Source organism: Pseudomonas aegrilactucae (assembly GCF_019168305.1).
In the GTDB taxonomy this organism is placed as follows: Bacteria; Pseudomonadota; Gammaproteobacteria; order Pseudomonadales; family Pseudomonadaceae; genus Aquipseudomonas; species Aquipseudomonas aegrilactucae.
The window spans coordinates 90,075-114,399 of the sequence record NZ_JAHTBI010000004.1 but is presented as its reverse complement, the minus strand read 5'-3'; the positions used below and the strand labels follow the sequence as shown (position 1 = coordinate 114,399).

Here is a 24,325-nt window from a genome sequence, read left to right as displayed (position 1 = left end):
GAGGCCTTGTCGGACTCCAGGGTGATCAGCGACTGGTCGGCTTCGACGGTGTCGCCGACCTTGACCAGCAGCTCGATGATCTTGGCCTTGCCCGACGAGCCGATGTCCGGCACATGAATGTCCTGAACCGTGGCAGCAGCAGGTGCGGCGGCCGGTGCCGGGGCAGCCTCTGCAGCCGGGGCGGCAGCAGGCTTCTGTTCGGCGGCAGGCGCAGCGGCGGCCGGTGCCTCAGGCGCCGCAGCGGCGCCCTCGACTTCCAGCTCCAGCAGTTCGTCGCCTTCTTTCAGGCGGTCGCCCAGCTTGACCTTCAATGCCGTGATCACACCGGCTTTAGGGGCCGGGATCTCCATGGAGGCCTTGTCGGACTCCAGGGTCAGCAGGCTCTGGTCAGCTTCGATGCGGTCGCCGACTTTGACGAACAGCTCGATGATTTCACCTTCACCGCTGCCGATGTCAGGTACGCGAATGAGTTCGCTCACTTAAAAATACTCCTCAGCAGTCCAGTGGGTTGCGCTTGTCCGGGTCGATACCGAACGTGGTGATGGCATCGGCCACGACCTTGGGTTCGATCTCGCCACGGTCAGCCAGGGCTTCCAGTGCAGCCAGCACCACGAAGTGACGGTCGACTTCGAAGAAGTGACGCAGCTTCTTGCGGCTGTCGCTGCGACCGAAACCATCGGTACCCAGGACCTTGAATTCTTTGCTCGGTACCCACTGACGAATCTGCTCGGCGAACAGCTTCATGTAGTCGGTAGAGGCGATGACCGGACCTTTGCGGCCGGCCAGGCACTCTTCGACGAACGTCTTCTGTGGCTTCTGGCCAGGGTGCAGGCGGTTGCTGCGCTCTACGGCCAGGCCGTCGCGACGCAGTTCGTTGAAGCTGGTGACGCTCCACACGTCGGCACCGACATTGAACTGTTCACGCAGGATCTTCGCCGCTTCACGCACTTCACGCAGGATGGTGCCGGAGCCCATCAGTTGCACGTGGTGCGCCGCTTCCTTGGTGTCTTCCTCGAGCAGGTACATGCCCTTGATGATGCCTTCCTCGACACCGGCCGGCATGGCTGGCTGCTGGTAGGACTCGTTCATCACGGTGATGTAGTAGAAGACGTCCTGTTGCTCTTCGGTCATCTTCTTCATGCCGTCCTGGATGATCACCGCCAGCTCATAGCCGTAGGTCGGATCATAGGTGCGGCAGTTCGGGATGGTCGCGGCCAGCATGTGGCTGTGACCGTCTTCGTGCTGCAGGCCTTCACCGTTGAGGGTGGTGCGCCCGGCAGTACCGCCGATCAGGAAGCCACGGGTGCGGCTGTCGCCAGCGGCCCAGGCCAGGTCACCGATACGCTGGAAGCCGAACATCGAGTAGAAGATGTAGAACGGCAGCATCGGCTGGTTGTGGTTCGAGTACGAGGTACCGGCAGCGATGAACGACGACATGGCGCCGGCTTCGTTGATGCCTTCCTCGAGGATCTGGCCCTTCTGGTCTTCGCGGTAGAACATCACCTGGTCTTTGTCGACTGGCTCGTAGAGCTGGCCGACCGACGAGTAGATGCCCAACTGGCGGAACATGCCTTCCATACCGAAGGTACGGGCTTCGTCCGGGATGATCGGGACGATGCGCGGGCCGATTTCCTTGTCCTTGACCAGTTGCGCGAGGATCCGCACGAAGGCCATGGTGGTGGAGATTTCACGGTCGCCCGAACCGTCCAGGATCGCTTTCAGCGTTTCCAGCGGCGGGGTCGGGACGTTGAAGCTCTGCGCGCGGCGCTGCGGCACGAAACCGCCCAGGGCCGTACGGCGCTCGCTCAGGTAGCGGGCTTCGGCGCTGTCAGGCTCGGGCTTGAAGAACGGCAGGTTCTCCAGCTCTTCGTCCTTGACCGGGATGTCGAAGCGGTCGCGGAACAGCTTGAGGCTGTCGACGTCGACTTTCTTGGTGTTGTGCGCGGTGTTCTTGGCTTCGCCGGCACCGGTGCCATAACCCTTGATGGTCTTGGCCAGGATGACGGTCGGTTGCTCTTTGTGGTTGACCGCTTCGTGGTACGCCGCGTAGACCTTGTACGGGTCGTGGCCGCCACGGTTGAGCTTCCAGATCTCGTCGTCGGACAGATCGGCAACCATCGCCTTGAGTTCAGGCGTGTTGAAGAAGTGCTCACGCACGAACGCGCCGTCTTTGGCCTTGTAGTTCTGGTACTCGCCGTCGATGACTTCGTCCATGCGACGTTGCAGGATACCGTCGACGTCCTTGGCCAGCAGTGGGTCCCAGAAACGGCCCCAGATGACCTTGGTCACGTTCCACTGTGCACCGCGGAACACGCCTTCGAGTTCCTGGATGATCTTGCCGTTGCCGCGAACCGGGCCGTCGAGGCGCTGCAGGTTGCAGTTGATGACGAAGATCAGGTTGTCCAGCTTCTCGCGGCCGGCCAGGGAGATGGCGCCCAGGGATTCCGGCTCGTCGCACTCGCCGTCGCCCAGGAAGCACCAGACTTTCTGCTTGCCTGGCTGGATGAAGCCACGGTGCTCCAGGTACTTCATGAAGCGTGCCTGGTAGATCGCCTGGATCGGGCCCAGACCCATGGAAACGGTCGGGAACTGCCAGAAGTCAGGCATCAGCCAAGGGTGAGGGTAGGACGACAGGCCCTTGCCATCGACTTCCTGGCGGAAGTTGTTCATCTGGTCTTCGGTGATGCGGCCTTCCATGAACGCGCGGGCGTAGACGCCTGGCGAGGTGTGGCCCTGGAAGTAGATCAGGTCGCCGCCGTGCTCTTCGCAAGGGGCCTGGAAGAAGTAGTTGAAGCCGATGTCGTACAGGGTCGCGCTGGAGGCGAAGCTGGAGATGTGACCACCGAGGTCAGAATCTTTCAGGTTGGTACGCATTACCATGGCCATCGCGTTCCAGCGGACCAACGAGCGAATGCGGCGTTCCATGAACAGGTCGCCAGGCATGCGTGCTTCGTGGGTGACGGGAATCGTGTTGCGGTAAGGCGTGGTGATGGCGTACGGCAGCTGGGAGCCACTGCGGGTGGCCAGCTCGCCCATACGGGTCATCAGATAGTGAGCGCGGTCTTCGCCTTCTTTGTCGAGAACCGACTCCAGGGCGTCCAGCCATTCCTGGGTTTCGACGGGATCGAGGTCTTGCATGGCTTGCTCCAGGGCGGAAAGGCTTCCAGAATCGGTTGCCTGAGTTTGCGACTGGCCTTTTGGGCAGACGACATGAAATTCTTGGATTACCGGGGGTTGTACCGGCGGCGTGTAGTTTTACTACAAATCGATCCTCATTACATGCGTTGACAGTAAAAAAGCAGTAGTAAAACTACACGAAAAAGGCTCGTGGCCCCTGTTCGGGTTGTGGGATAAATCGATACCGGTGGTTAAAAGCGAGTTAAGAAAAGGTTTGCTGTGATGATTTCTGCCAGAGAATCCGGTTTTTCAGCTATTTCTGACTTTTGTACGACAGTCCAACCGTACCGTGAGTTCCCGGGCATTGTCGTCGCCAACCGTTTCACGCCGATCAAGGATAGACCATGAGCCTGCCTCTGCTGGCCGATCTGCCAGCCCCCCTGCAACCCCTGGTCAGCCGCAATGCGGCGTCGCTGCGCACCGCCGTTGCGGCGGCCGACTCGCCGAGCCTGGATGACTGGAGCACCCGGCGCTGGGCCGAATTCGACCGGGTCGCGGCCGCCAGCGAGTTCGTGCTCGAACAGAGCCTGCGCGAGCCGGCGATGCTGCAGGCGCTGGTCGCCAGTGGCGAGCTGGACCGCCCGTTCGTCGCCGGCGAGCTGTGCGCCCAGGTGGCTGCCGCAGCCCAGGCGGCCACCGGCGAAGACGAACTGGCGCGCAACCTGCGTCGCCAGCGCACCCGCCAGCAGGTGCGCATCATCTGGCGCGACCTGACCCGCCAGGCCGACCTGGTGCAGACCTGTCGAGACCTGTCCGACCTTGCCGACGCCTCGATCGACCAGGCCTATCAATGGCTGTACCCGCGCCTGTGCGCACAGTTCGGCACCCCCACCGGACATCGCAGCGGCCTGCCCCAGCAGATGGTGGTGCTGGGCATGGGCAAGCTGGGCGCGGTAGAGCTGAACCTTTCGTCGGATATCGACCTGATCTTCGCCTACCCCGAGGGTGGCGAGACGGCCGGCGTGAAGCGCCCGCTGGACAACCAGGAGTTCTTCACCCGCCTTGGCCAGCGCCTGATCAAGGCGCTGGACCCGATCACCGTCGACGGCTTCGTGTTTCGCGTCGACATGCGTCTGCGCCCCTACGGCTCGGCCGGCGCACTGGTGCTCAGCTTCAATGCACTCGAGCAGTACTACCAGGACCAGGGCCGCGACTGGGAACGCTACGCCATGATCAAGGCGCGGGTGGTGGCCGGTGACCAGGTGGCCGGCGCGCAGTTGCAGGACATGCTGCGCCCGTTCGTGTACCGCCGTTACCTGGACTTCTCGGCCATCGAGGCGCTGCGCACCATGAAGCAGCTGATCCAGCAGGAGGTGCGACGCAAGGGCATGGCCGAGAACATCAAGCTGGGGGCCGGCGGCATCCGCGAAGTGGAATTCATCGCCCAGGCGTTCCAGCTGATCCACGGCGGGCGTGACCTGAGCCTGCAGCAGCGGCCGCTGCTCAAGGTGCTGGCGACCCTCGAAGGCCAGGGCTACCTGCCACCGGCAGTGATTGCCGAATTGCGCGAGGGCTATGAGTTCCTGCGCTACACCGAACATGCGATCCAGGCCATCGCCGACCGCCAGACCCAGATGCTGCCCGACGGCGAGCTGGACCGTGCGCGCATCGCCTTCATGCTCGGTTTCGACGACTGGGACAGCTTTCACGCCCAGTTGATGCACTGGCGCGGGCGCATCGACTGGCACTTCCGCCAGGTGATCGCCGACCCGGATGAAGAGGAGGGCGAGGAGGGCGAAGTGGTGGTGGGCGGCGAGTGGCTGCCACTGTGGGAAGAAGCCCAGGATGAAGAGGCCGCGTGCCGCCAGCTGGATGACGCAGGCTTTGCCGATGCGGCCAAGGCCCTCAAGCAGCTCGCCGGCCTGCGCGCCAGCCCGCAGTTGCGCGCCATGCAGCGACTGGGCCGTGAGCGCCTGGATGCCTTTATTCCACGCCTGCTGGCCCAGGCGGTCGAGCATGCCGACCCCGACCTGGTGCTGGAGCGTGTATTGCCGCTGGTCGAGGCGGTCGCCCGGCGTTCGGCCTACCTGGTGCTGCTCACCGAGAACCCCGGCGCGCTGCGCCGCCTGCTGACCCTGTGCGCGGCCAGCCCGTGGATCGCGGCGCAGATCACCCGCTTCCCGCTGCTGCTTGATGAACTGCTCAACGAAGGGCGGCTGTTCAGCCCGCCGCAGGCGCCGGAACTGGCCGCCGAGCTGCGCGAGCGACTGACGCGTATCCCCGAGGACGACCTGGAGCAGCAGATGGAAGCGCTGCGCCACTTCAAGCTGGCCCACAGCCTGCGCGTCGCCGCTTCGGAAATCGCCGGCAGCCTGCCACTGATGAAAGTCAGCGACTACCTGACCTGGCTGGCCGAAGCCATCCTCAACCAGGTGCTGGCCCTGGCCTGGCGCCAGACCGTGGCGCGCCACGGCCAGCCCGCGCGCAGCGACGGCAGCCTGTGCGACCCGGGTTTCATCATTGTCGGCTACGGCAAGGTCGGCGGTATCGAGCTGGGGCACGGTTCGGACCTGGACCTGGTGTTCATCCACGATGGCGACCCGCAGGCCGAGACCGACGGTGCCAAGCCCATCGACAGCGCGCAGTTCTTCACGCGCCTGGGCCAGCGCATCATTCACCTGCTGACCACCCAGACCAACTCCGGCCAGCTCTACGATGTGGACATGCGCCTGCGCCCCTCGGGCGCCTCGGGGCTGCTGGTGAGTTCGCTGGGCGCCTTCGAGCGTTACCAGCAGAACGAAGCCTGGACCTGGGAGCATCAGGCACTGGTACGGGCGCGGGTGCTGGTGGGCTGCCCGCAGGTGGGCGCGGCGTTCGAGGGCGTGCGGGCCGAGGTGCTGGGCAAGGCCCGCGACCTGGAAAAACTGCGCGCCGAGGTCAGCGAAATGCGCGCCAAGATGCGCGACAACCTGGGCACCAGGGCGACCCAGGCGGGGCTGGGCGCCAATGCCTTCGACAGCGGCGTTGCCTTCGATATCAAGCAGGATGCCGGTGGTATCGTCGATATTGAATTTATGGTGCAATACGCCGCCCTCGCCTGGTCGCACGAGCACCCGGCGTTGCTGCGCTACACCGACAATATCCGCATCCTCGAAGGGCTGGAGGCGGTTGGGCTGATGCCCGCCAGTGACGCAGTATTGTTACGCGAGGTGTACAAGGCGTTCCGTTCCGCGGCGCACCGCCAGGCCCTGCAGAAACAGGCCGGGGTGATCGATGCCGGGCAGTTCGTCGTCGAGCGCCGCGAAGTGCGGCGCATCTGGGCGCAACTGGGGCTGGGCTGAGCCGGCGCTGAACAGGCGCTGAATAGCGACCAGGCGACACGGCGCAGGAGGCGGCCACGACCACAGCCTACACGGAGTGGCGTACACTGGTCGGACCACGCCTGATTATAAAGAAGGGAGGCCAGGCTGTTGGCAAACAGGCTGCAGCCTCCCTGATCGTTTCTGGATAAAGCATGAGAATTTTGATCATTGGGCCCAGTTGGGTGGGCGACATGGTAATGGCACAGACGCTGTTCCATGTGCTGAAGCAGCGTCACCCCGCGTGCGTGATCGATGTGCTGGCCCCCGAGTGGAGCCGCCCGATCCTCGAACGCATGCCCCAGGTGCGCCAGGCCTTGAGCTTTCCGCTCGGCCACGGCGCGCTGGAGTTGGGCACGCGGCGGCGCATCGGCAAGTCGCTGGCCGGCCAGTACGACCAGGCGATCCTGCTGCCCAATTCGCTCAAGTCCGCGCTGGTGCCGTTCTTTGCCGGCATCCCCCAGCGTACCGGCTGGCGCGGCGAGCTGCGCTACGGCCTGCTCAACGATGTGCGCACGCTCGACAAGGCGCGCTACCCGTTGATGATCGAGCGTTTCATGGCGCTGGGTTATCCGGCCGGCACCGACCTGCCCAAACCCTACCCGCGCCCCAGCCTGCAGATCGAAGTCGGCAGCCGCGACGCTGCACTGGCCAAGTTCGGCCTGAGCCTGGACCGCCCGGTATTGGCCCTGTGCCCCGGTGCCGAGTTCGGCGAGGCCAAGCGCTGGCCGTCGGAGCATTACGCCAAGGTCGCCGAGCTCAAGATCCGCGAAGGCTGGCAGGTATGGCTGTTCGGCTCGAAGAACGACCATGCGGTCGGCGAGTCGATCCGCGAGCGGCTGATCCCGGGCCTGCGCGAAGAGTCGGTGAACCTCAGTGGCGAAACCTCGCTGGCCGAGGCGATCGACCTGCTGTCGTGCAGCGATGCGGTGGTGTCCAACGATTCGGGGCTGATGCACGTGGCCGCGGCGTTGAACCGCCCACTGGTGGCGGTGTACGGCTCGACCTCGCCGGGCTTCACCCCGCCGCTGGCCGACCAGGTCGAAGTGGTACGTCTTGGGCTCGAATGCAGCCCGTGTTTTGACCGCACCTGCCGTTTCGGCCACTACAATTGCCTGCGCCAGCTGGAGCCCGAGGCGGTAGCCTCGGCGTTGCAGCGGCTCAACGGTCCGTCGCTGGTCGACGTCACGGTCGAGGTCGATTAAGTTGCGGGTACTGCTGATCAAGACGTCTTCCCTGGGGGATGTCATCCATGCGCTGCCGGCGTTGACCGACGCGGCGCATGCCATTCCCGGCATCCGCTTCGACTGGGTGGTCGAAGAAGGCTTTGCCGAGATCCCCAGCTGGCACCCGGCAGTGGACCGGGTGATCCCCGTGGCCATCCGGCGTTGGCGCAAGAACCTCTGGCAGACCTTCAGGAATGGCGAGTGGCGCCAGTTCAAGAAGCGCCTGCGCGAGCGCCAGTACGACCTGGTGATCGACGCCCAGGGCCTGGTCAAGAGCGCCTGGCTGACCCGCCACGTCAAGGCGCCGGTGGCCGGGCTGGACCGTTACTCGGCCCGTGAAGGGCTGGCCAGCCGTTTCTATGACCGTCGCCTGTCGGTGGCGCGCGGGCAGCATGCGGTGGAGCGTGTGCGTCAGTTGTTCGCCCTGGCGCTGGGCTATGACCTGCCGTCCGGGCTGGGCGACTACGGCCTGGACCGCTCGCGCCTGGAAGAAATCCCCGCGCTGCCGTATGTGGTGTTCCTGCATGGCACCACCTGGGCCACCAAGCACTGGCCCGAAGTGTACTGGCGCCAGTTGGCCGAACGCCTGGGGCGTGGCGGCCTGCATATCTGCCTGCCCTGGGGCAACCCGGCCGAGAAGGCCCGCGCCGAACGTATTGCCCAGGGCTTGAAGAATGCCCAGGTACTGCCCAAGTTGAACCTGGCGGGGGTGGCGCGGGTGCTCGCTGGCGCCAAGGCGTGCGTGGCGGTGGACACCGGCCTGGGGCACCTGGCCGCAGCACTCGATGTGCCCACCCTGTCACTGTTCGGCCCGACCAACCCGGGCCTGACCGGGGCCTATGGCAGGTCGCAGGTGCACCTGGGCAGCGATTTCCCGTGTGCCCCGTGCCTGCAGAAAAAATGCACCTACAAGCCGAGCGCCGAAGACCAGCGCCGGTTCGATCTAAAACGCGAGTGGCCGCTGTGCTTCACTCGCCTGAATCCCGAGCGTGTGGCGAGCCAGTTGAGCGCGTTGCTGCGGGCTGAGGATGTTCGTTGATGCAACTGGCCTTTGTGCTCTACAAGTATTTTCCCTTCGGCGGCCTGCAGCGTGACTTCATGCGCATCGCCCTGGAGTGCCAGCGCCGTGGGCACCAGATCCGCGTGTACACGCTGATCTGGGAGGGCGAGGTGCCCGAGGGCTTCGAAGTGCTGGTGGCGCCGGTCAAGGCGCTGTTCAACCATCGGCGCAACGAGAAGCTCACCGCCTGGATGCAGGCAGACCTGGCCAGGCGCCCGGTCGACCGCCTGATCGGCTTCAACAAGATGCCGGGGCTGGACGTGTACTACGCCGCCGACGGCTGCTTCGAAGACAAGGCGCAGAACCTGCGCCACTCGCTGTACCGGCGCTGGGGCCGCTACCGGCACTTTGCCGAGTATGAGCGGGCGGTGTTCGCACGCGATGCCAAGACCGAGATCCTGATGATCTCCGAGGTCCAGCAGCCACTGTTCGTCAAACACTACGACACCCCGCCAGAGCGCTTCCACCTGCTGCCACCGGGCATCAGCCAGGACCGCCGGGCGCCGGCCAATGCCGCCCAGATTCGTGCCGAGTTCCGTCGCGAGTTCAACCTGGCCGATGACGAGCGCCTGCTGGTGCAGATCGGTTCGGGCTTCAAGACCAAGGGCGTGGACCGCAGCCTCAAGGCGCTGGCCGCCTTGCCCAACAGCCTGCGCAAGCGCACCCGGCTGATGGTCATCGGCCAGGACGACCCCAAGGTGTTCCAGCTGCAGAGCGCCACCCTGGGCCTGACCGAGCAGGTGCAGTTCCTCAAGGGGCGCAGCGACATCCCACGCTTCCTGCTCGGGGCCGACGTATTGATTCACCCGGCCTACAACGAGAACACCGGCACGGTGCTGCTCGAAGCCGTGGTGGCCGGGCTGGCGGTGCTGGTCTCGGCCGTGTGCGGCTACGCCCATTACATTGCCGAGGCCGATGCTGGCCTGGTGCTCGATGAGCCGTTCGAGCAGGAGCAGCTCAATGGCTACCTGCAACGCATGCTCGAAGACGACGCGGCGCGTGCCGCCTGGGGCCGTAACGGCCTGGCTTTCGCAGGCAGCGCCGACCTCTACAGCATGCCGCAGCATGCAGCCGACGTGATCCTGGCGCAGGAGCGCGCATGAAACTGATATTGGCAGAACCTTTCAAGCGCCTGTGGGCCGGGCGCGACGCCTTCGATGCCGTCGAGGCCCTGCAAGGCGAGGTGTACCGCGAGCTGGAAGGCCGTCGCACGCTGCGCACCGAGGTCGAGGGCAACGGCTATTTCGTCAAGATCCACCGCGGCATCGGCTGGGGCGAGATCTTCAAGAACCTGTTCAGTGCCAAGCTGCCGGTGCTGGGTGCCGGCCAGGAATGGCAGGCGATCAAGCGCCTGCACGAGGTCGGCGTGCCGACCATGACCGCGGTGGCCTATGGCGAGCGCGGCAGCAACCCGGCGACCCAGCATTCGTTCATCGTCACCGAGGAACTGGCGCCCACGGTCAGCCTCGAGGACTTCAGCCTCGACTGGGTCAAGACACCGCCGGCGCCGCGTCTCAAGCAGGCGCTGATCGCCGAGGTGGCGCGCATGACCGGCATGATGCACCGCGCCGGGGTCAACCACCGCGACTGCTACATCTGCCATTTCCTGCTGCACACCGACCGGCCAGTGACGCCGGACGACTTCAAGCTGTCGGTGATCGACCTGCACCGGGCGCAGACCCGGGCGACGATCTCGCGGCGCTGGCGCGACAAGGACCTGGCCGCGCTGTACTTCTCGGCGCTGGACATCGGCCTGACGCGCCGCGACAAGCTGCGCTTCCTGCGCGGCTACTTCCAGCAGCCGCTGCGCCAGGTACTGGCCGAGCACGCCACGCTGCTGCGCTGGCTGCAAGGCAAGGCGAACAGGCTCTACGCGCGTAAGCAACGGTATGGGGATGCGCTCTGATGGCGGGTTGGACACTGGAGCCTGCTTACCAGGCGCTGGCGCAGGATTTTGGCAGCATCGAGGCGGTCTTCGCGCTCAAGGGCGAGCGCCTCACCCATGACCCGCTGAGCGAGGTGATCCGGGTCGAGCGCGACGGCGTCAGCTACTACGTCAAGCGCTACACCGGCGCCGGCAAGGGCCTGCGCCGCTACCTGGGGCGCCCGCGCATCAAGGCCGAATGGCAGAACCTCAAACAGTTCGCCAAGTGGGGTATCCCTACCGCCGAAGTGGTGGCGTGCGGTCTTGAGCGGCGCGGCATGGCCTTTGGTCGTGGTGCGATGATCACCCGCGAGCTGCCGCGTACCGAAGACCTGTCGGCCCTGGCCAAGCGCCACGATGCGCGCCTGGCCGACGCTGCCTGGGTCGACCATATCAGCCGGCAGTTGGCGCGCCATACGCGCACCCTGCATGACCACCGCTTCACGCACAACGACCTGAAGTGGCGCAACCTGCTGGTGGACGATCAGGGCACGCTATTCTTCATTGACTGCCCGACCGGCGCCTTCTGGGTCGGCTTCATGCTGCGCTACCGGATTACCAAGGACCTGGCCTGCCTGGACAAGGTGGCCAAGTATCACCTGTCGGCTACCCAGCGTCTGCGTTTCTACCTGCAGTATCGCGGGCGCGAGCGCCTGAACGCGGCAGACAAGCGCCGCGTGCGGCATATCGTGACGTTTTTCGAGGGGCGTGAATGACTGATTTCCTGGCCAGTGCCGAGACGGCACTGCTTGAGCGCCATGGCCTGAACGGGTTCGACCCGCTGTGGGCGCTGCAACTGGACGCAGTCGACGAGCCCAACACCGGGCGCGGCGGCTGGAGCAGCGTCTACCGCCTGGAGCTGGAGGGCAAGGGGTTCTACCTCAAGCGTCAGAGCGACTACCTGACGCGTACCCTGCACAGCCCGTTCGGCGAGCCGACCTTCGCCCGCGAATTTCGCAATATCAAGCGCTACCAGCAACTGCACATTCCGGCGCTGCAGGCGGTGTTCTACGCCGAGCGCCGGGTGGATGGCGAGCGCCGCGCGATCCTGATGACCCGCGCACTGGACGACTGGAGCGATCTGGAGCACCTGCTCGGGCAATGGCCGCAACTGGCCCTGGAGCAGCGTCAGCAGATCCTGCGGGCCTGCGGCGAACTGGCGCGCACCCTGCACGCAGCGGGGCAGGTGCATGGCTGCTTCTACCCCAAGCACATCTTCCTGCGCGAGCGCAGCGAAGGCTGGCAGGCGCAGTTGATCGACCTGGAGAAGACCCGGCCGCTGCTGTTTGGCCTGCGTGACCGGCTCAAGGACCTGGAGCCCTTGCTGCGCCGCGCGGCGGCGTGGAGCGAGAGCGATGTGCGCCTGATGCTGGCGGCCTACCTGGAACAGCCGGCCGACAGTGCGCTGGTCGATACCTGGCTGCAGCGCCTGCTGCACCGCCGTCGTGATAAAGAGGCTCGCTGATGCGTCTGTCTGAACTCAAGGACGCCGGGCGCACCCCGGCATTGCCGCTGAGCATCACCCTGGCCGATGCGGCAGGGTCCGCCGAACTGCAACTGCTGAGCCTGCTGCGGGTATTGCCGGGGCAGCGCTATGTGGGGGCCGGGATCTGGCGCGGCAAGCCGGTGCTGGCCAAGTTGCTGGTCGGTGGCAGTGCCGCGCGGCACTTCCAGCGCGAACTGGCCGGCGTGCGCCTGCTTGCCGGGCAGGGTCTGAGCACGCCGCTGCTGCTGGCCGATGGGTTGCGCGAAGGCGAGGGCGGGTGGCTGCTGTTCGAGTTTCTCGAACACGCGCAGAGCCTGGGCGATGCCTGGGCCGAGGTCGCAGCCTTGCCGGCGCTGGCCGACGAGCAGCAGGCCGTGCTCGGTGAAGCCCTGGGCGCGGTGGCGCAGATGCACGCCAAGGGGCTGTGGCAGGCCGACCTGCACCTGGACAACCTGCTGCGCCATGGCGGCCAGCTGTACCTGATCGACGGGGCTGGGGTAAAAGCCGAAACCCCGGGCCAGCCGCTGTCGCGTCAGCAGGTCCTGCAGAACCTGGGGGTGTTCTTCGCCCAGTTGCCCAAGCGCCTGGAGCCGTTCGTCGAAGAGCTGCTGGTGCACTACGTGCTGGCCAACAGCGAGCATGCCTTGCCACTCGAGGCCCTGCAGAAGCAGATCGACAAGGTGCGCAACTGGCGCCTCAAGGACTACCTGGACAAGGCCGGCCGCGACTGCACGCTGTTCAGCGTCGAGCGCGGGCCCGCCGGGCTGCGCTCGGTGCGCCGCCCCGAGCTGACGGCGATGCTGCCGGTACTGGAGCAGGCCGATGCGCTGATCGAGCAGGGCCACCTGTACAAGACCGGCGGCGCGGCGAGTGTCGCGCGGGTCGACGTGGGCGGGCGCCGCCTGGTGCTCAAACGCTACAACATCAAGAGCACCGCCCACTGGCTCAAGCGTTTCTGGCGCCCGAGCCGGGCCTGGCATTCGTGGATCGAAGGGCATCGCCTGGCGTTTCTCGGCATCGCCACGCCCACGCCGCTGGCGGTGCTGGAGAAGCGTGTGATGGGACTGCGCAGCCGCGCCTACCTGGTCACCGAGTATGCCGACGGTGCCGACCTGATCGCCTGCTTCGCGCCGTTCGTCGACAGTGGCGAGGTGCCTGAGGTGCAGTTACAGGCCTTGCAGGCGCTGCTGGCGCAACTGATCCGCGAGCGTATCAGCCATGGCGACATGAAGGGCCACAACCTGTTCTGGCAGGAGGGTGAGTGGTCGCTGATCGACCTCGACGCCATGTGCCAGCATGCCACGCAGATGAGCTTTGCCCCGGCATTCGCACGTGACCGGGCGCGCCTGTTGCGCAACTGGCCGAGTGACAGTGCCCTGTACGAGCGCCTGGATCAGGCGCTGCCGCGCCTTGCCGAGTAGGCGGCGGGCAGCGTCAGCCCGTCGCCGTGGCGTCCCGCGGTAGTCGTCGCCATCAGCAAGGCCGTCGCGGGTCAAGCCCGCTCCCACAAGCCCCACACCGAACCCTGTGGGAGTGGGCCTGCCCCGCGACGGCTATTTCGGTACCCAGGGCCCGCGGCGCAGGGTTCGACTTTTCATATGCGCCCTTAGAAACGGTAGTTGACGCTGGCGACCACATTGCGTTGGTCGCCGTAGTAGCACCAGAAGCCGTCGCAGTTGGCCAGGTAGTCCTTGTTGAACAGGTTCTTGGCTTCGACCGCCACGCTCAGGCCCTGCAGGCTGGCATCCAGGCGCCCGAGGTCGTAGCGCACTACGGCGTCGTACACGGTGTAGGCGCCGGTGTGCGCCACCTCGGTGTTGGTGGTGTTGCCATAGGTGTCGCCGACATGGCGCACCCCGGCCCCCACGCCGACACCGTCGAGGGCGCCGGCATGCCAGGTGTAGTCGGCCCACAGGGTGGCCTGGCGACGCGGGATCAGTGCCATGCGGTTGCCGACCTCGGCCGGCAGGCCCTTGCTGATCTGGGTATCGGTGTAGGTGTAGGCCGCGATCAGCGCGAGGTTGTCGCTGACCGCCGTGGTGGCCTCAAGCTCGACGCCACGTACCTGCAACTCACCGACCTGGCGGTTGATGCTGCCCTCGGTGACTTTCACGTTGCCCTGGCGCAGGTCGTAGGCGGCGGCGGTCAGCAGGGTGTTGCTGCCCAGCGGCTGGTATTTCACGCCGGCTTCGTACTGGCGGCCCCTGGTGGGCTTGAACGACTGCGCCGCATTGACGCTGGCACCGGTGGTCGGCTGGAACGACTCGGTCCAGGACAGGTACGGCGTGAGGCCGTTGTCGAACACGTAGCTCAGGCCCAGGTTGCCGGTGAAGGCCTTGTCGCGCAGGGTGCTGGTGACGTCCTGCCGGTTGTGGAAGGTGGTGGCGGTGTGTATCCAGTCTTCACGCCCGCCCAGGGTCAGGCGCCAGTTGTCCCAGGCGATCTGGTCCTGCACGTAGAGGCCGGTCTGTCGGGTCGTCTGGCCGTAATCCTGCAGCGCGGTATAGCTGACGCTGGACAGGTCGGCGCCGTACACCGGGTCGATCACGCTGATCGGCGGCACGTTGATGCCGGTGATGTTGCCGTTGGCATCAAAGGTGTACGAGCCGCCATACAGCCACTGGTAGCGGGTATTGGACCGCTGGTGGTCCAGGCCCAGCAGCAGGGTGTGGCTGAACGCGCCGGTGCTGAAGTCGGCCTGCAGGTTGTTGTCCAGGGCGAACTGGCTGATGTCCTCGTTGATAATGCCTGACTCGCGATTGACCATGCCGTCGGTTTCAACGACGTTGACGGTACCCACGTTGACCGCCTGGAAGCCCAGGTCGCTCTTGGTGTAGCGCAGGTTCTGGCGAAACTGCCAGACCTCGTCGAGGCGGTGCTCGAAGGCATAGCCCAGGGCGTAGTAGGTACGGTCGTAGAAGTCCCAGTCGGGTTCGCCCAGGTTCTTGTGATGGGAAATCGTTGCCCCGGCCGGCGAGCTCAGCCGGGTGCCCTGCAACGGCAGGAACTGCCCGGTGATGCCGGTATCGTCGCGGGTGAACTGGGAAATGAAGGTCAGCCGGGTGTCGTCTGCGAGGTTCCAGGTCAGGCTCGGTGCCAGGTTGTAGCGCTTGTCCGGGATGTGCTCGACCGGGGCATGGCTGTCGCGTACCACGCCGCTGACGCGGTACAGAAATTGCCCGGCGGGATCGACCTTGCCGGTGCTGTCGACGTTGATCTGGCGGTGCTCGTTGCTGCCGAGCTGGGCCTGCAACTGGTGTGCTCTGTCGGCCTGCGGACGACGGCTGAGCAGGTCGAGCATGCCGCCGGGCGGGGTCTGGCCATACACCGATGAGGCCGGGCCGCGCAGTACGGTGATGCGTTCCAGGTTCCAGGGTTCGACCTTGGGGTTGGCGAATGAGCCCTTTGGCAGCGCCAGGCCGTCGAGAAACTGGGTGGGGTCGAAGCTGCGCACGCGCAGCCAGTCGGCGCGCGAGTCGGCGCCATAGCCGCTGCTTTGCACCCCGACGGTGTAGCGCAAGGCGTCGTTGAGGTTGAGCACCTGGCGTTGGTCGAGTTGCTGGCGGGTGATCACCGACAGCGAGCGCGGCGCTTCGACGATCGGGGTGTCGGTCTTGCTGCCTGCCGCCGTGCGCGTGGCGATGAAGCCTGTGGCCGGGCCCCAGGCACTTTCCTGGGTGTCGGCGGCATTGATGCTGGTGACCGGCAGGGCCAGGCGGCCTTCGGGGGCGGCGGCCAGGCTGTAGGTGCCGGCGCTGCTCTGTTGCAGTTGCAGGCCGGTGCCGCGCAGGGCGGCCTGCAGCGCGCCGACGCCGTCGTACTGGCCGGTGACGGGTGCCGAGTGCAGGCCGTTGGCCAGGCGCGGGTCCAGGGTCAGGGCGATGCCGGCCTGGCTGGCGATCTGGTTGAGTGTGGTGGCGAGCGGGCCGGTGGGCAGGTTGTAGTTGTGCTGCCCGGCAGCGCTCGCTGTGCTGCCGGCCAGGGTCAAGGCCAGCAGGCAGCGGCGCAGCAGCGTTTCAAAGGGGCAGGGCATGCAGCGGATCCTCGACGCAATAAGTGCTGACTAGCTTCCTTGCCGAGTGAGAGGGTAAAAGTGACAGGGGTTGCCAGATAATCTTTTGCTGTCAGGGGTGGTCTTTCGCGGGTCACCGCGAAGCAGCAGGCGCTCCCACCACCTTCACCCACCACGGCGTACGCTGCTCGATCTGCACCGGCAAGGTCGGCAGCAACGACTGCAACGCCAGGTCGCTGTCCTTGAGCGGGAAGCTGCCGGTGATGCGCAAACCCGCCACCTCAGGCGCCACGCCCAGGTAGCCGCTGCGGTAACGCGCCAGTTCCGCCACCAGCTCATCCAGGCGCACGTTGTCGACCACCAGCATGCCGCGGGTCCAGGCATCGGCGCCCATCGCCAGCGAGTCAATCCTGCCCAGGTGGTCGTGGGTCATCAGCACTTGCTGGCCTTCACGCAGGATCTGTTCGTCACCACTGTCCAGCGGCTTGGCCGCGACCGCCGATTGCAGCACGCTCAGGCGCGTGCCCTGGTCTTCCAGGCGCACCAGGAAACGCGTGCCGAGCGCGCGCAAGCGGCCATCGGCGGTGGCGACGATGAATGGGCGGTCGTCCTTGTGCCCGGTCTCGATGGAGACCTCGCCCTCGTGCAGCACCACCAGGCGCTGGCTGGCGTCAAAACGCACGTCCACCGCCGAATGGGTATTGAGGCTGATCAGCGTGCCGTCTTCCAGGCGCAGGCTGCGCTGCTCGCCGGTGCCGGTGCGCTGGTCGGCCAGCCAGTAGCCCAGGCTCTGGTGCGCATTCAGCCAGCCCATCAGGCTGGCCACCAGCACCAGGCTGGCAAGGCCTCCCCCGAGTTTGCGCACGCGCTGGCGCAAGCCTGCACGCGACTGGCCCAAGGCCTTGCGCACCGGGCCTGCAGCCGCAGCAAAGCGCTGGTTGAGCATGCCCAGTTGCATCCAGGCGCGCGCATGCTCATCGTCTGCCGCGTACCAGCGGTCGAACTCGGCACGCTCCTCGGCGCTGCCGGCATCCAGGCACAGTTGCCAGGCAATCGCGGCATCCAGTACGCGCGCCGACACCGGTTTGGCACTGATGCCGCTCATGTCGGTTCGCCGTACAGCGCCACGTAGCACTGGCGCATGCCCTGGGCCAGGTACTGGCGCACGCGCGACACCGATACGCCCAGGCGCTCGGCGATCTCGGCATGGCCCATGCCGTCGAGGCGGTTGTACAGGAATGCCGCACGCGCCTTGCTCGAGAGCTTGCCGAGCAGGCGGTCGATGGCCTTGAGGTCTTCAAGCACCAGGTGCTGTTCTTCGGGGGAGGGCTGCTCGGCCTCGGGGATCAGCATCAGCTCGGCCAGGTAGGCCTGCTCCAGTGCCGCGCGCCGAAAATGGTCGAACAGCAAGCCGCGCGCCACCGCCGCCAGGAATGCCCGCGGCTCGCGAGGGGCCGGTAACTGGTCGCGCCCCAGCAGGCGCACGAAGGTGTCCTGGCTGAGGTCTTCGGCACGATCGGCACAGGCGATATTGCGCCGCAGCCAGTTCAGCAACCAACTGCGATGATCACGGTACAGCGCACCAACCAGCTCACCGTGTGGGCTTTGCACTGACGACAAGGCGTTCCCCGAAAAACAAGCGTTAACTAACGAGAATTATTCGCGATTGTGTCAGAGCCAGTGGCACTGTGCAATTAACGCTCATCGGATCGTCGATTCGACGCATCGGGCATCAGAACCCATGGCTGTGTTGCCGACGGCGGCGCCAGCCCTGCAGGCGGTGCTCCAGCAGCAGCGGGCTGTCCAGGTGCTGGCGCCGGGCCTGGCTGAACAGGATCAGCGCAAGCTCTGCGGTGACCTGGGCATCGGCGCTGGCATGGTGACGCTCCTGGGCGTGCAGGCCGAAGTGGGCCGTCCAGTCGTCCAGCCCGGCATCGCGCAGTACCACGTCGGGGTTGAGCAGTGGTGCCAGTTCGGCGACGTCGAAGAACGGGTGCTGCAAGCGATAGCCCAGGCTTTGCTTGAGCGCGCGGCTGAGCATGCGCTGGTCGAATCCTGCATGAAACGCCAGCAGCGGGCTGTCGCCAATGAAGTCCATGAGGTCGAGCAGGGCGTGGGCGGGTTCGCAGCCAGCGGCGATCGCGCTGGGGCTCAGGCCATGGATCAGCACACTGGGGCCGGGTTTGTGGTCGTGGCGGTGCAGGGTACGTTCGAACTGCCGGCCCAGGTCGATGGCGCCGTCCTCGATGACCACGGCGCCGATCGACAGCACCTGGTCGCGGTTGAGGTTCAGGCCGCTGGTTTCCAGGTCCAGCACTACCCAGCGCTGGGCGCGCAGCGAGTGGTCCTGCAGTTCGGCGGGCGCCGCCACGTGCGCCAGGCGCTGTTGCTGGTCGGTGTCCAGTGGCGGTTGGCTGGGGCGTAGCCAGGCGAACAGGCTCATGGCAGGTAGCTCATAGTTGGTAGCGCAGGGCCAGGCTGCTTTGCAGGCGTTGAGCCTGGCGCAGGGATTCACGCAGGATACGCCGGTCAAGGTCGTTGAGGCTGTCGGGGGCCACGCGGTTGGAGTAGGGCAGGTTCTGCCGGGTCTGCAGTTGGTGCTGTTGCATGCGGGTCTGCTGAATGAAGTGGTACGCCTCTTCGTAGGCACCGCCGTCGAGCGGGTCGATGACCTCCCTGGCCACCAGTTGGCGCAGGCGCTCCTGAGTATTGTTGGCGTGGATGCCGTTGGCCAGGGCCAGCAGGCGTGCGCCGTCGACGAAGGGTGTCAGGCCCTGCACCTTGAGGTCGAGGGTGGCGGCCTTGTCGTTGCCGCTGCGGGTCAGCACGAAGTCACGCAGGCGCCCCACGGGCGGGCGCTGGCGCAGCGCGTTGGCGGCCATCATGCGCTGGAACAGGCGGTTGTCGGCGACCTGGTCGAGGATACCCTGGCGCAGTTGCTCGCACGCCTGTTCCTCGCCCCACACCACGCGCAGGTCGAAGTAGATGCTCGAGCCCAGCAGGTTCTCGGGCGTGGCCTCGCGGATGAATGCGGCGAAACGCCGGGCCCATTCGGCGCGCGACAGGCACAGCTCGGGATTGCTGGCCATGATGTTGCCTTTGCACAGGGTGAACCCGCACAGCGCAAGGCCCTGGTTGATGTGCAGCGCCAGCGGCAGCAGGCGGCCGCGAATCTCGGCGGCCTGCGCAGCATCGCGGGCCTCGAACAGGATGGCGTTGTCCTGGTCGGTGTGCAGGGTCTGTTCGCGGCGCCCCTCGCTGCCAAAGCACAGCCAGCTGAACGGCACGCCTGGGTCGCCCTTGTCCTGGATCGCCAGTTCGATCACGCGGCACACGGTGTGGTCGTTGAGCAGGGTGATGATGTGGGTGATCTGGGTCGAGGACGCGCCGTGGGCCAGCATGCGTTCGACCAGTTGGCCGATCTCGCCGCGCAGCGACACCAGGTTCTCCACGCGTGGCGCATGGCGGATGGTGCGTGCCAGGTGTACCAGGTCGACCCGTTGCAGCGAGAACAGGTCACGCTCGGAGACTACCCCGCACAGGCGCTGGTCCTGCACCAGGCAGACGTGCGCGATATGGCGCTCGGTCATCGCGATGGCGGCATCGAAGGCGCTGGCCTGGGGGCTCAGGTGAAAGGGCCGGGCGGTCATGTGCGCGGCGATCGGCGCGGCAAAGTCGGCGCTGGCGTCGGCCACCACCTGGCGCAGGTCGCGCAGGGTGAAGATGCCGACGGGCGCACGCTGTTGATCGACGATGACGATGCTGCCGACCTGCTGCTCGTGCATCAGGCGCACCGCCTCGCGCACGGCAGTGTCGGGGCTGCAGGTGACCGGGTGACGCATGGCCAGTTCGCCCAGGCGGGTGTTGAGCGAGTACTGGTTGCCGAGGGTTTCCACGGCGCGGCGCTGCACCTGCTGGTTGACCTGGTCGAGCAGGCTGCTGACCCCGCGCAGGGCGAAGTCGCGAAAGACGTCGGACAGGGCGAACAGCCGGATGAACGCGGCCTTGTTCAGTTGCAGGCAGAAGGTGTCTTCGGCGGCCAGGTGTTCGGTGCGGGTGGCGCGCTCGCCCAGCAGCGCGGCCAACGGGAAGCACTCGCCACCGGTGATCTCGAAGGTGGTCTCGGTGCCGGTGGCAGCATGGTTGCGTTCACCCACCACGCGGCCCTGCTTGACCACGTAGAAATGCTCGACGGGGCCGTCGGCGGGCTTGATGATGCTCTCGCCGCTGGCGTAGAAACGCAGTTGGCACTGTTCGACCAGGTACGCCAGGTGGGCGTTCTCCATCTGGTTGAACGGCGCAAAGCGTTGCAGGAACTGCATGGTCCCGTGGATGTTCTGCATGACTGCAGTTTTTCCGGCCTGGGCGAAGGCGTCCATTTTGCTCATGAGCATGTACCGCGTCTTTGTATCGGCGGTTGTCCGCCGACAGTTTGTTTTTATCGTGCTGCATGGTCGGCCGCAGGCTGCCTGGTGCCCATTGGACGTTTGTCTAAAGGGGGCGGGTGTCAATTACCCGACGAAAGGCAGTTTGCAGGCAGTGGGTTTGCGGTCTGAACTTGATTCAGGGGATATTTTGCGATGGATGAGTCATGCCCGAAACCGACGACATACTGAGTGATGCCGAGCGCCATGCCCTGGCGACGGTCACTGTGGGCGGGATGGCGCAGCAGCAGGTGTTGATTGTCGAAGACAACCGGGATTCGCGCGAGGCGCTGGCCAGTTACCTCAAGGCACACGGGATTCGCTGCCTGACGGCGGCGAACACGGTGCAGGCGCTGGCGTGTCTGCATCGCGAGGCGGGGATTGGCCTGCTGATCACCGACCTGCGCATGCAGCCGGTGGATGGCCTGGAACTGATCCGGCAGATTCGCGAATCGAAGCGGGCGGACTTGCCGATCATCATCGTGTCGGGGGATGCCGAGACGCAGGACGCGATTGCGGCGATGCACCTGAGCGTGGTGGACTTTCTGCTCAAGCCGATCGATGTGGAAAAATTGCTCAAGCTGGTGCGCCATGAGCTGGGAATCGGGTAGGCCGCATCGCGGGTCAAGCCCGCTCCTGCAGGGATTCGATGATCCTGTGGGAGCGGGCTTGACCCGCGAAGGGCTGCCTCAGCAGCCCTGCAACGGGCTTACAGCCCGTTACGCGCCTTGAACTCGCGACGACGACGGTGCAGCACCGGCTCGGTATAGCCGTTGGGCTGCTTCGCACCTTCGACGACCAGTTCGACCGCCGCCTGGAAGGCGATGTTGCTGTCGAAGTCCGGCGCCATCGGGCGGTACAGCGGGTCGTTGGCGTTCTGCTTGTCGACCACCGGCGCCATGCGCTTGAGGCCTTCGAGCACCTGCGCCTCGCTGATGATGCCGTGGCGCAGCCAGTTGGCCAGCAACTGCGCAGAAATACGCAGGGTGGCACGGTCTTCCATCAGGCCCACATCGTTGATGTCCGGCACTTTCGAACAGCCCACGCCCTGGTCGATCCAGCGCACCACATAGCCCAGAATGCCCTGGGCATTGTTGTCCAGTTCGTTGCGGATCTCTTCTTCCGACCAGTGGGTGTCAGCCGCCAGCGGGAGGGTCAGGATATCGTCGACCGACGCCGGGGTACGCTTGGCCAGCTCGGCCTGACGCGCGAACACGTCGACCTTGTGGTAGTGCAGTGCGTGCAGCGCAGCCGCCGTCGGCGACGGTACCCAGGCGGTGTTGGCACCGGCCAGGGGGTGGGCGATCTTCTGCTCCAGCATGTCGGCCATCAGGTCAGGCATGGCCCACATGCCCTTGCCGATCTGGGCGCGGCCCTGCAGGCCGGTGGCCAGGCCGATGTCGACGTTGTTGTTCTCGTACGCGCCGATCCACTGCTGGGTCTTCATGGCGCCCTTGCGCACCACGGCGCCCGCTTCCATCGAGGTGTGGATCTCGTCGCCGGTGCGGTCCAGGAAGCCGGTGTTGATGAACACCACGCGCTCGCTGGCGGCCTGGATGCAGGCCTTGAGGTTGACCGTGGTACGGCGCTCCTCGTCCATGATGCCGACCTTCAGGGTGTTGCGCTTGAGGCCCAGCACGTCTTCGACGCGACCGAACAGCTCGTTGGTGAACGCGGCTTCTTCCGGGCCATGCATCTTCGGCTTGACGATGTACACCGAGCCGGTACGGCTGTTCTTGCGGCTGGTGTTGCCGTTGATGTTGTGCACCGCGGCCAGGTTGGTGACCAGCGCATCGAGGATGCCCTCGGGCACTTCGTTGCCATCCTTGTCCAGGATCGCGTCGATGGTCATCAGGTGGCCGACGTTGCGCACGAACAGCATCGAGCGGCCGTGCAGGCTGACCGAACCGCCGTTGGGCGCGGTGTACTCGCGGTCCGGGTTCATGGTGCGGGTGAAGGTCTGGCCGCCCTTGCTGACGCTTTCGGACAGGTCGCCCTTCATCAGGCCCAGCCAGTTGCGGTAGATCACCACCTTGTCGTCGGCATCCACCGCGGCGACCGAGTCTTCGCAGTCCATGATGGTGGTCAGGGCGGCTTCCATCAGCACGTCCTTGACCCCGGCGGCGTCGGTCTGGCCGACCGGGGTGCTGGCGTCGATCTGGATCTCGAAGTGCAGGCCGTTGTGCTTGAGCAGCACGGCGGTCGGTGCCGCGGCGTCGCCGTGGTAGCCGATCAGTTGGGCATCGTCGCGCAGGCCGCTGTTGCTGCCGCCCTTGAGGGCCACCTGCAGCTTGCCGCCAGCGATGCTGTAGCGGGTTGCATCGACGTGCGAGCCGGCCGCCAGTGGCGCGGACTCGTCGAGGAAGGCGCGGGCGAAGGCGATGACCTTGTCGCCACGGACCTTGTTGTAGCCCTTGCCCTTCTCGGCGCCGCCGGCTTCGCTGATGGCGTCGGTGCCGTACAGCGCGTCGTACAGCGAACCCCAGCGGGCGTTCGAGGCGTTGAGGGCGAAGCGAGCGTTCATCACCGGCACCACCAGTTGCGGGCCGGCCATGCGTGCGATTTCGTCATCGACATTCTGGGTGCTGGCCTGGAAATCTGCTGCTTCTGGCAGCAGGTAACCGATCTCCTGGAGGAAGGCCTTGTAAGCCGAGGCATCGTGAGCCTGGCCTGTGCGCGCCTGGTGCCAGGCGTCGATCTGCGCCTGCAGGGTGTCGCGTTTGGCCAGCAGTGCTTTGTTCTTTGGAGCGAGGTCGTTGATGATCTTCTCTGCCCCGCTCCAGAACTGCTCGGCGTTGACGCCGGTTCCGGGAATGGCTTCGTTGTTCACGAAGTCGAACAGGACTTTGGCGACCTGAAGGCCACCGACTTGAACGTGTTCAGTCATTGCTTGCCTCACTCTGCTCAGCTATCTCAGCTCTTGTTTCAACGTTTTGTAGTGCGCGTCGCGGCATACTACATGAAGCGCTGCGCTTGGGAAAATCAGACTAAATACACCGTTTTGCGACCATTTGGTCGCGAAACGGCGTGCTGGAAGCGGGCATGTTCTCAAAAATTGTGTGAATTGTTCCAGATAAATCTTAAAACAGTACACGATTTGTTGTGTATGGCTGCTGCGGCAGGTTGCCGCGCCTTGCCTATACTTGATCGGCGCCCCCGGTATTCAGGGGCCCAGCGTGAGGAGTGCTGCGTGGATCATCTCGTATTGACCGTGATTGCCCCGGACCGGGCCGGCCAGGTGGAGCGCGTGGCCGAATGCATCGCCGAGCATAACGGCAACTGGCTGGAGAGTCGCATGTCGCGCATGGCCGGGCAATTCGCCGGGATACTGCGCGTGGCAGTACCGGCCGAATCCCATGACGAACTGGTGGAGGCGTTGCAGGCGCTGGGCAAGCACGATATCCGGGTGCTGATCGCCCAAAGCGGCATCGAGCCCTCGTGCACCTGGAAGCCGATCGCGATGGAGCTGGTAGGCAATGACCGCCCCGGTATCGTGCGTGACATTACCCGCCTGCTGGCCGAGCAGGGCGTCAACCTGGAGCGTTTCACCACCGATGTGCGGCCCGCGCCGATGAGCAGCGAACCGCTGTTTCACGCCGATGCGTTGCTGGCCTTGCCACTGACGCTGTCGCTGGATGACCTGCAACGGCGCCTGGAGACATTGGCCGATGACCTGATGGTCGAACTCAAACTGCGCCCGGAAGAGTCCGCCTAGCC

The 24,325-nt window shown here is 65.5% G+C and carries 18 protein-coding genes; 10 read left to right on the top strand and 8 right to left on the bottom strand.

Features of this window, described 5'->3' with window-relative positions:
• Both KUO17_RS01680 and aceE read right to left on the bottom strand, forming a co-directional pair.
• The coding region (locus KUO17_RS01680) for a biotin/lipoyl-containing protein (protein WP_341869574.1) at window positions 1-479 on the bottom strand (479 nt) is incomplete at its 3' end.
• A gap of 13 nt (window positions 480-492) precedes the next feature.
• On the bottom strand, window positions 493-3,138 hold the full coding sequence (aceE, locus tag KUO17_RS01675; protein ID WP_217973312.1) for a pyruvate dehydrogenase (acetyl-transferring), homodimeric type: 2,646 nt from the start codon (window positions 3,136-3,138) through the stop codon (window positions 493-495).
• 383 nt (window positions 3,139-3,521) lie between these two features.
• On the opposite strand from aceE, the gene glnE reads away from it, so the two are divergent.
• The 8 genes from glnE to KUO17_RS01635 all read left to right on the top strand — a co-directional run bounded on the left by glnE (window position 3,522) and on the right by KUO17_RS01635 (window position 13,593).
• A complete protein-coding gene (gene glnE / locus KUO17_RS01670; RefSeq protein ID WP_217973311.1) occupies window positions 3,522-6,458 on the top strand; it encodes a bifunctional [glutamate--ammonia ligase]-adenylyl-L-tyrosine phosphorylase/[glutamate--ammonia-ligase] adenylyltransferase in 2,937 nt (978 codons plus the stop codon).
• A 173-nt stretch (window positions 6,459-6,631) separates the two neighbouring features.
• Window positions 6,632-7,681: a lipopolysaccharide heptosyltransferase II gene (gene waaF / locus KUO17_RS01665; RefSeq protein ID WP_217973310.1), complete on the top strand. Its 1,050-nt coding sequence runs from the start codon at window positions 6,632-6,634 to the stop codon at window positions 7,679-7,681.
• Between the two features lies 1 nt (window position 7,682).
• Entirely contained in the window at window positions 7,683-8,741 is a 1,059-nt protein-coding gene (waaC, locus tag KUO17_RS01660) for a lipopolysaccharide heptosyltransferase I (protein WP_217973309.1), read from the top strand.
• Window positions 8,741-9,865, top strand: coding sequence for a glycosyltransferase family 4 protein (locus tag KUO17_RS01655; RefSeq protein WP_217973308.1), 1,125 nt, complete (start codon window positions 8,741-8,743; stop codon window positions 9,863-9,865). Before waaC ends, KUO17_RS01655 begins: the two co-directional genes overlap by 1 nt.
• Window positions 9,862-10,668 (top strand): lipopolysaccharide core heptose(I) kinase RfaP, encoded by an 807-nt coding sequence (rfaP, locus tag KUO17_RS01650; protein ID WP_217973307.1) that lies wholly within the window; start codon window positions 9,862-9,864, stop codon window positions 10,666-10,668. The genes KUO17_RS01655 and rfaP overlap by 4 nt, the downstream gene beginning before the upstream one ends.
• Window positions 10,668-11,402: a lipopolysaccharide kinase InaA family protein gene (locus tag KUO17_RS01645; protein ID WP_217973306.1), complete on the top strand. Its 735-nt coding sequence runs from the start codon at window positions 10,668-10,670 to the stop codon at window positions 11,400-11,402. The genes rfaP and KUO17_RS01645 overlap by 1 nt, the downstream gene beginning before the upstream one ends.
• A complete protein-coding gene (locus KUO17_RS01640) occupies window positions 11,399-12,151 on the top strand; it encodes a lipopolysaccharide kinase InaA family protein (protein WP_217973305.1) in 753 nt (250 codons plus the stop codon). The genes KUO17_RS01645 and KUO17_RS01640 overlap by 4 nt, the downstream gene beginning before the upstream one ends.
• Window positions 12,151-13,593 (top strand): lipopolysaccharide kinase InaA family protein, encoded by a 1,443-nt coding sequence (locus KUO17_RS01635; RefSeq protein ID WP_217973304.1) that lies wholly within the window; start codon window positions 12,151-12,153, stop codon window positions 13,591-13,593. Before KUO17_RS01640 ends, KUO17_RS01635 begins: the two co-directional genes overlap by 1 nt.
• Before the next feature lie 185 nt (window positions 13,594-13,778).
• Here the strand turns inward: KUO17_RS01635 and KUO17_RS01630 are convergent, their stop codons facing one another.
• The 5 genes from KUO17_RS01630 to KUO17_RS01610 all read right to left on the bottom strand — a co-directional run bounded on the left by KUO17_RS01630 (window position 13,779) and on the right by KUO17_RS01610 (window position 20,572).
• The gene (locus KUO17_RS01630; RefSeq protein ID WP_217973303.1) at window positions 13,779-16,205 is read right to left on the bottom strand and encodes a TonB-dependent siderophore receptor; all 2,427 of its coding nucleotides are present in this window, start codon (window positions 16,203-16,205) and stop codon (window positions 13,779-13,781) included.
• A 112-nt stretch (window positions 16,206-16,317) separates the two neighbouring features.
• Window positions 16,318-17,289 carry a FecR domain-containing protein gene (locus tag KUO17_RS01625; protein WP_217973302.1) on the bottom strand — a complete coding sequence of 324 codons (972 nt, stop codon included), beginning with the start codon at window positions 17,287-17,289 and terminating at the stop codon, window positions 16,318-16,320.
• Entirely contained in the window at window positions 17,286-17,804 is a 519-nt protein-coding gene (locus tag KUO17_RS01620) for an RNA polymerase sigma factor (RefSeq protein WP_217973301.1), read from the bottom strand. The genes KUO17_RS01625 and KUO17_RS01620 overlap by 4 nt, the downstream gene beginning before the upstream one ends.
• Window positions 17,805-17,916: 112 nt before the next feature.
• Window positions 17,917-18,627, bottom strand: a complete 711-nt coding sequence (locus tag KUO17_RS01615; RefSeq protein WP_217973300.1) for a 3'-5' exonuclease — start codon at window positions 18,625-18,627, stop codon at window positions 17,917-17,919.
• Between the two features lie 10 nt (window positions 18,628-18,637).
• Window positions 18,638-20,572 carry a DUF294 nucleotidyltransferase-like domain-containing protein gene (locus KUO17_RS01610; protein ID WP_217973315.1) on the bottom strand — a complete coding sequence of 645 codons (1,935 nt, stop codon included), beginning with the start codon at window positions 20,570-20,572 and terminating at the stop codon, window positions 18,638-18,640.
• Window positions 20,573-20,775: 203 nt separating this feature from the next.
• Here KUO17_RS01610 and KUO17_RS01605 point away from each other — a divergent pair, with 203 nt between their 5' ends.
• A complete protein-coding gene (locus KUO17_RS01605; protein WP_217973299.1) occupies window positions 20,776-21,219 on the top strand; it encodes a response regulator in 444 nt (147 codons plus the stop codon).
• Window positions 21,220-21,317: 98 nt separating this feature from the next.
• Here KUO17_RS01605 and KUO17_RS01600 read toward each other — a convergent pair whose 3' ends face one another.
• Window positions 21,318-23,495 (bottom strand): malate synthase G, encoded by a 2,178-nt coding sequence (locus KUO17_RS01600; protein WP_217973298.1) that lies wholly within the window; start codon window positions 23,493-23,495, stop codon window positions 21,318-21,320.
• 303 nt (window positions 23,496-23,798) lie between these two features.
• Here KUO17_RS01600 and KUO17_RS01595 point away from each other — a divergent pair, with 303 nt between their 5' ends.
• A complete protein-coding gene (locus tag KUO17_RS01595; protein WP_217973297.1) occupies window positions 23,799-24,323 on the top strand; it encodes a glycine cleavage system transcriptional repressor in 525 nt (174 codons plus the stop codon).
• Window positions 24,324-24,325: the final 2 nt, after the last annotated feature.

Excerpts from the sequence above, each read along its gene's own strand:
- aceE (WP_217973312.1), bottom strand. The coding sequence starts at position 3,138 with ATGCAAGACCTCGATCCCGTCGAAACCCAGGAATGGCTGGACGCCCTG.
- glnE (WP_217973311.1), top strand. The coding sequence starts at position 3,522 with ATGAGCCTGCCTCTGCTGGCCGATCTGCCAGCCCCCCTGCAACCCCTG.
- KUO17_RS01610 (WP_217973315.1), bottom strand. The coding sequence starts at position 20,572 with ATGAGCAAAATGGACGCCTTCGCCCAGGCCGGAAAAACTGCAGTCATG.
- KUO17_RS01655 (WP_217973308.1), top strand. The coding sequence starts at position 8,741 with ATGCAACTGGCCTTTGTGCTCTACAAGTATTTTCCCTTCGGCGGCCTG.
- KUO17_RS01635 (WP_217973304.1), top strand. The coding sequence starts at position 12,151 with ATGCGTCTGTCTGAACTCAAGGACGCCGGGCGCACCCCGGCATTGCCG.
- waaF (WP_217973310.1), top strand. The coding sequence starts at position 6,632 with ATGAGAATTTTGATCATTGGGCCCAGTTGGGTGGGCGACATGGTAATG.
- KUO17_RS01645 (WP_217973306.1), top strand. The coding sequence starts at position 10,668 with ATGGCGGGTTGGACACTGGAGCCTGCTTACCAGGCGCTGGCGCAGGAT.
- KUO17_RS01615 (WP_217973300.1), bottom strand. The coding sequence starts at position 18,627 with ATGAGCCTGTTCGCCTGGCTACGCCCCAGCCAACCGCCACTGGACACC.
- rfaP (WP_217973307.1), top strand. The coding sequence starts at position 9,862 with ATGAAACTGATATTGGCAGAACCTTTCAAGCGCCTGTGGGCCGGGCGC.
- KUO17_RS01605 (WP_217973299.1), top strand. The coding sequence starts at position 20,776 with ATGCCCGAAACCGACGACATACTGAGTGATGCCGAGCGCCATGCCCTG.
- KUO17_RS01600 (WP_217973298.1), bottom strand. The coding sequence starts at position 23,495 with ATGACTGAACACGTTCAAGTCGGTGGCCTTCAGGTCGCCAAAGTCCTG.
- KUO17_RS01640 (WP_217973305.1), top strand. The coding sequence starts at position 11,399 with ATGACTGATTTCCTGGCCAGTGCCGAGACGGCACTGCTTGAGCGCCAT.
- KUO17_RS01625 (WP_217973302.1), bottom strand. The coding sequence starts at position 17,289 with ATGAGCGGCATCAGTGCCAAACCGGTGTCGGCGCGCGTACTGGATGCC.
- KUO17_RS01630 (WP_217973303.1), bottom strand. The coding sequence starts at position 16,205 with ATGCCCTGCCCCTTTGAAACGCTGCTGCGCCGCTGCCTGCTGGCCTTG.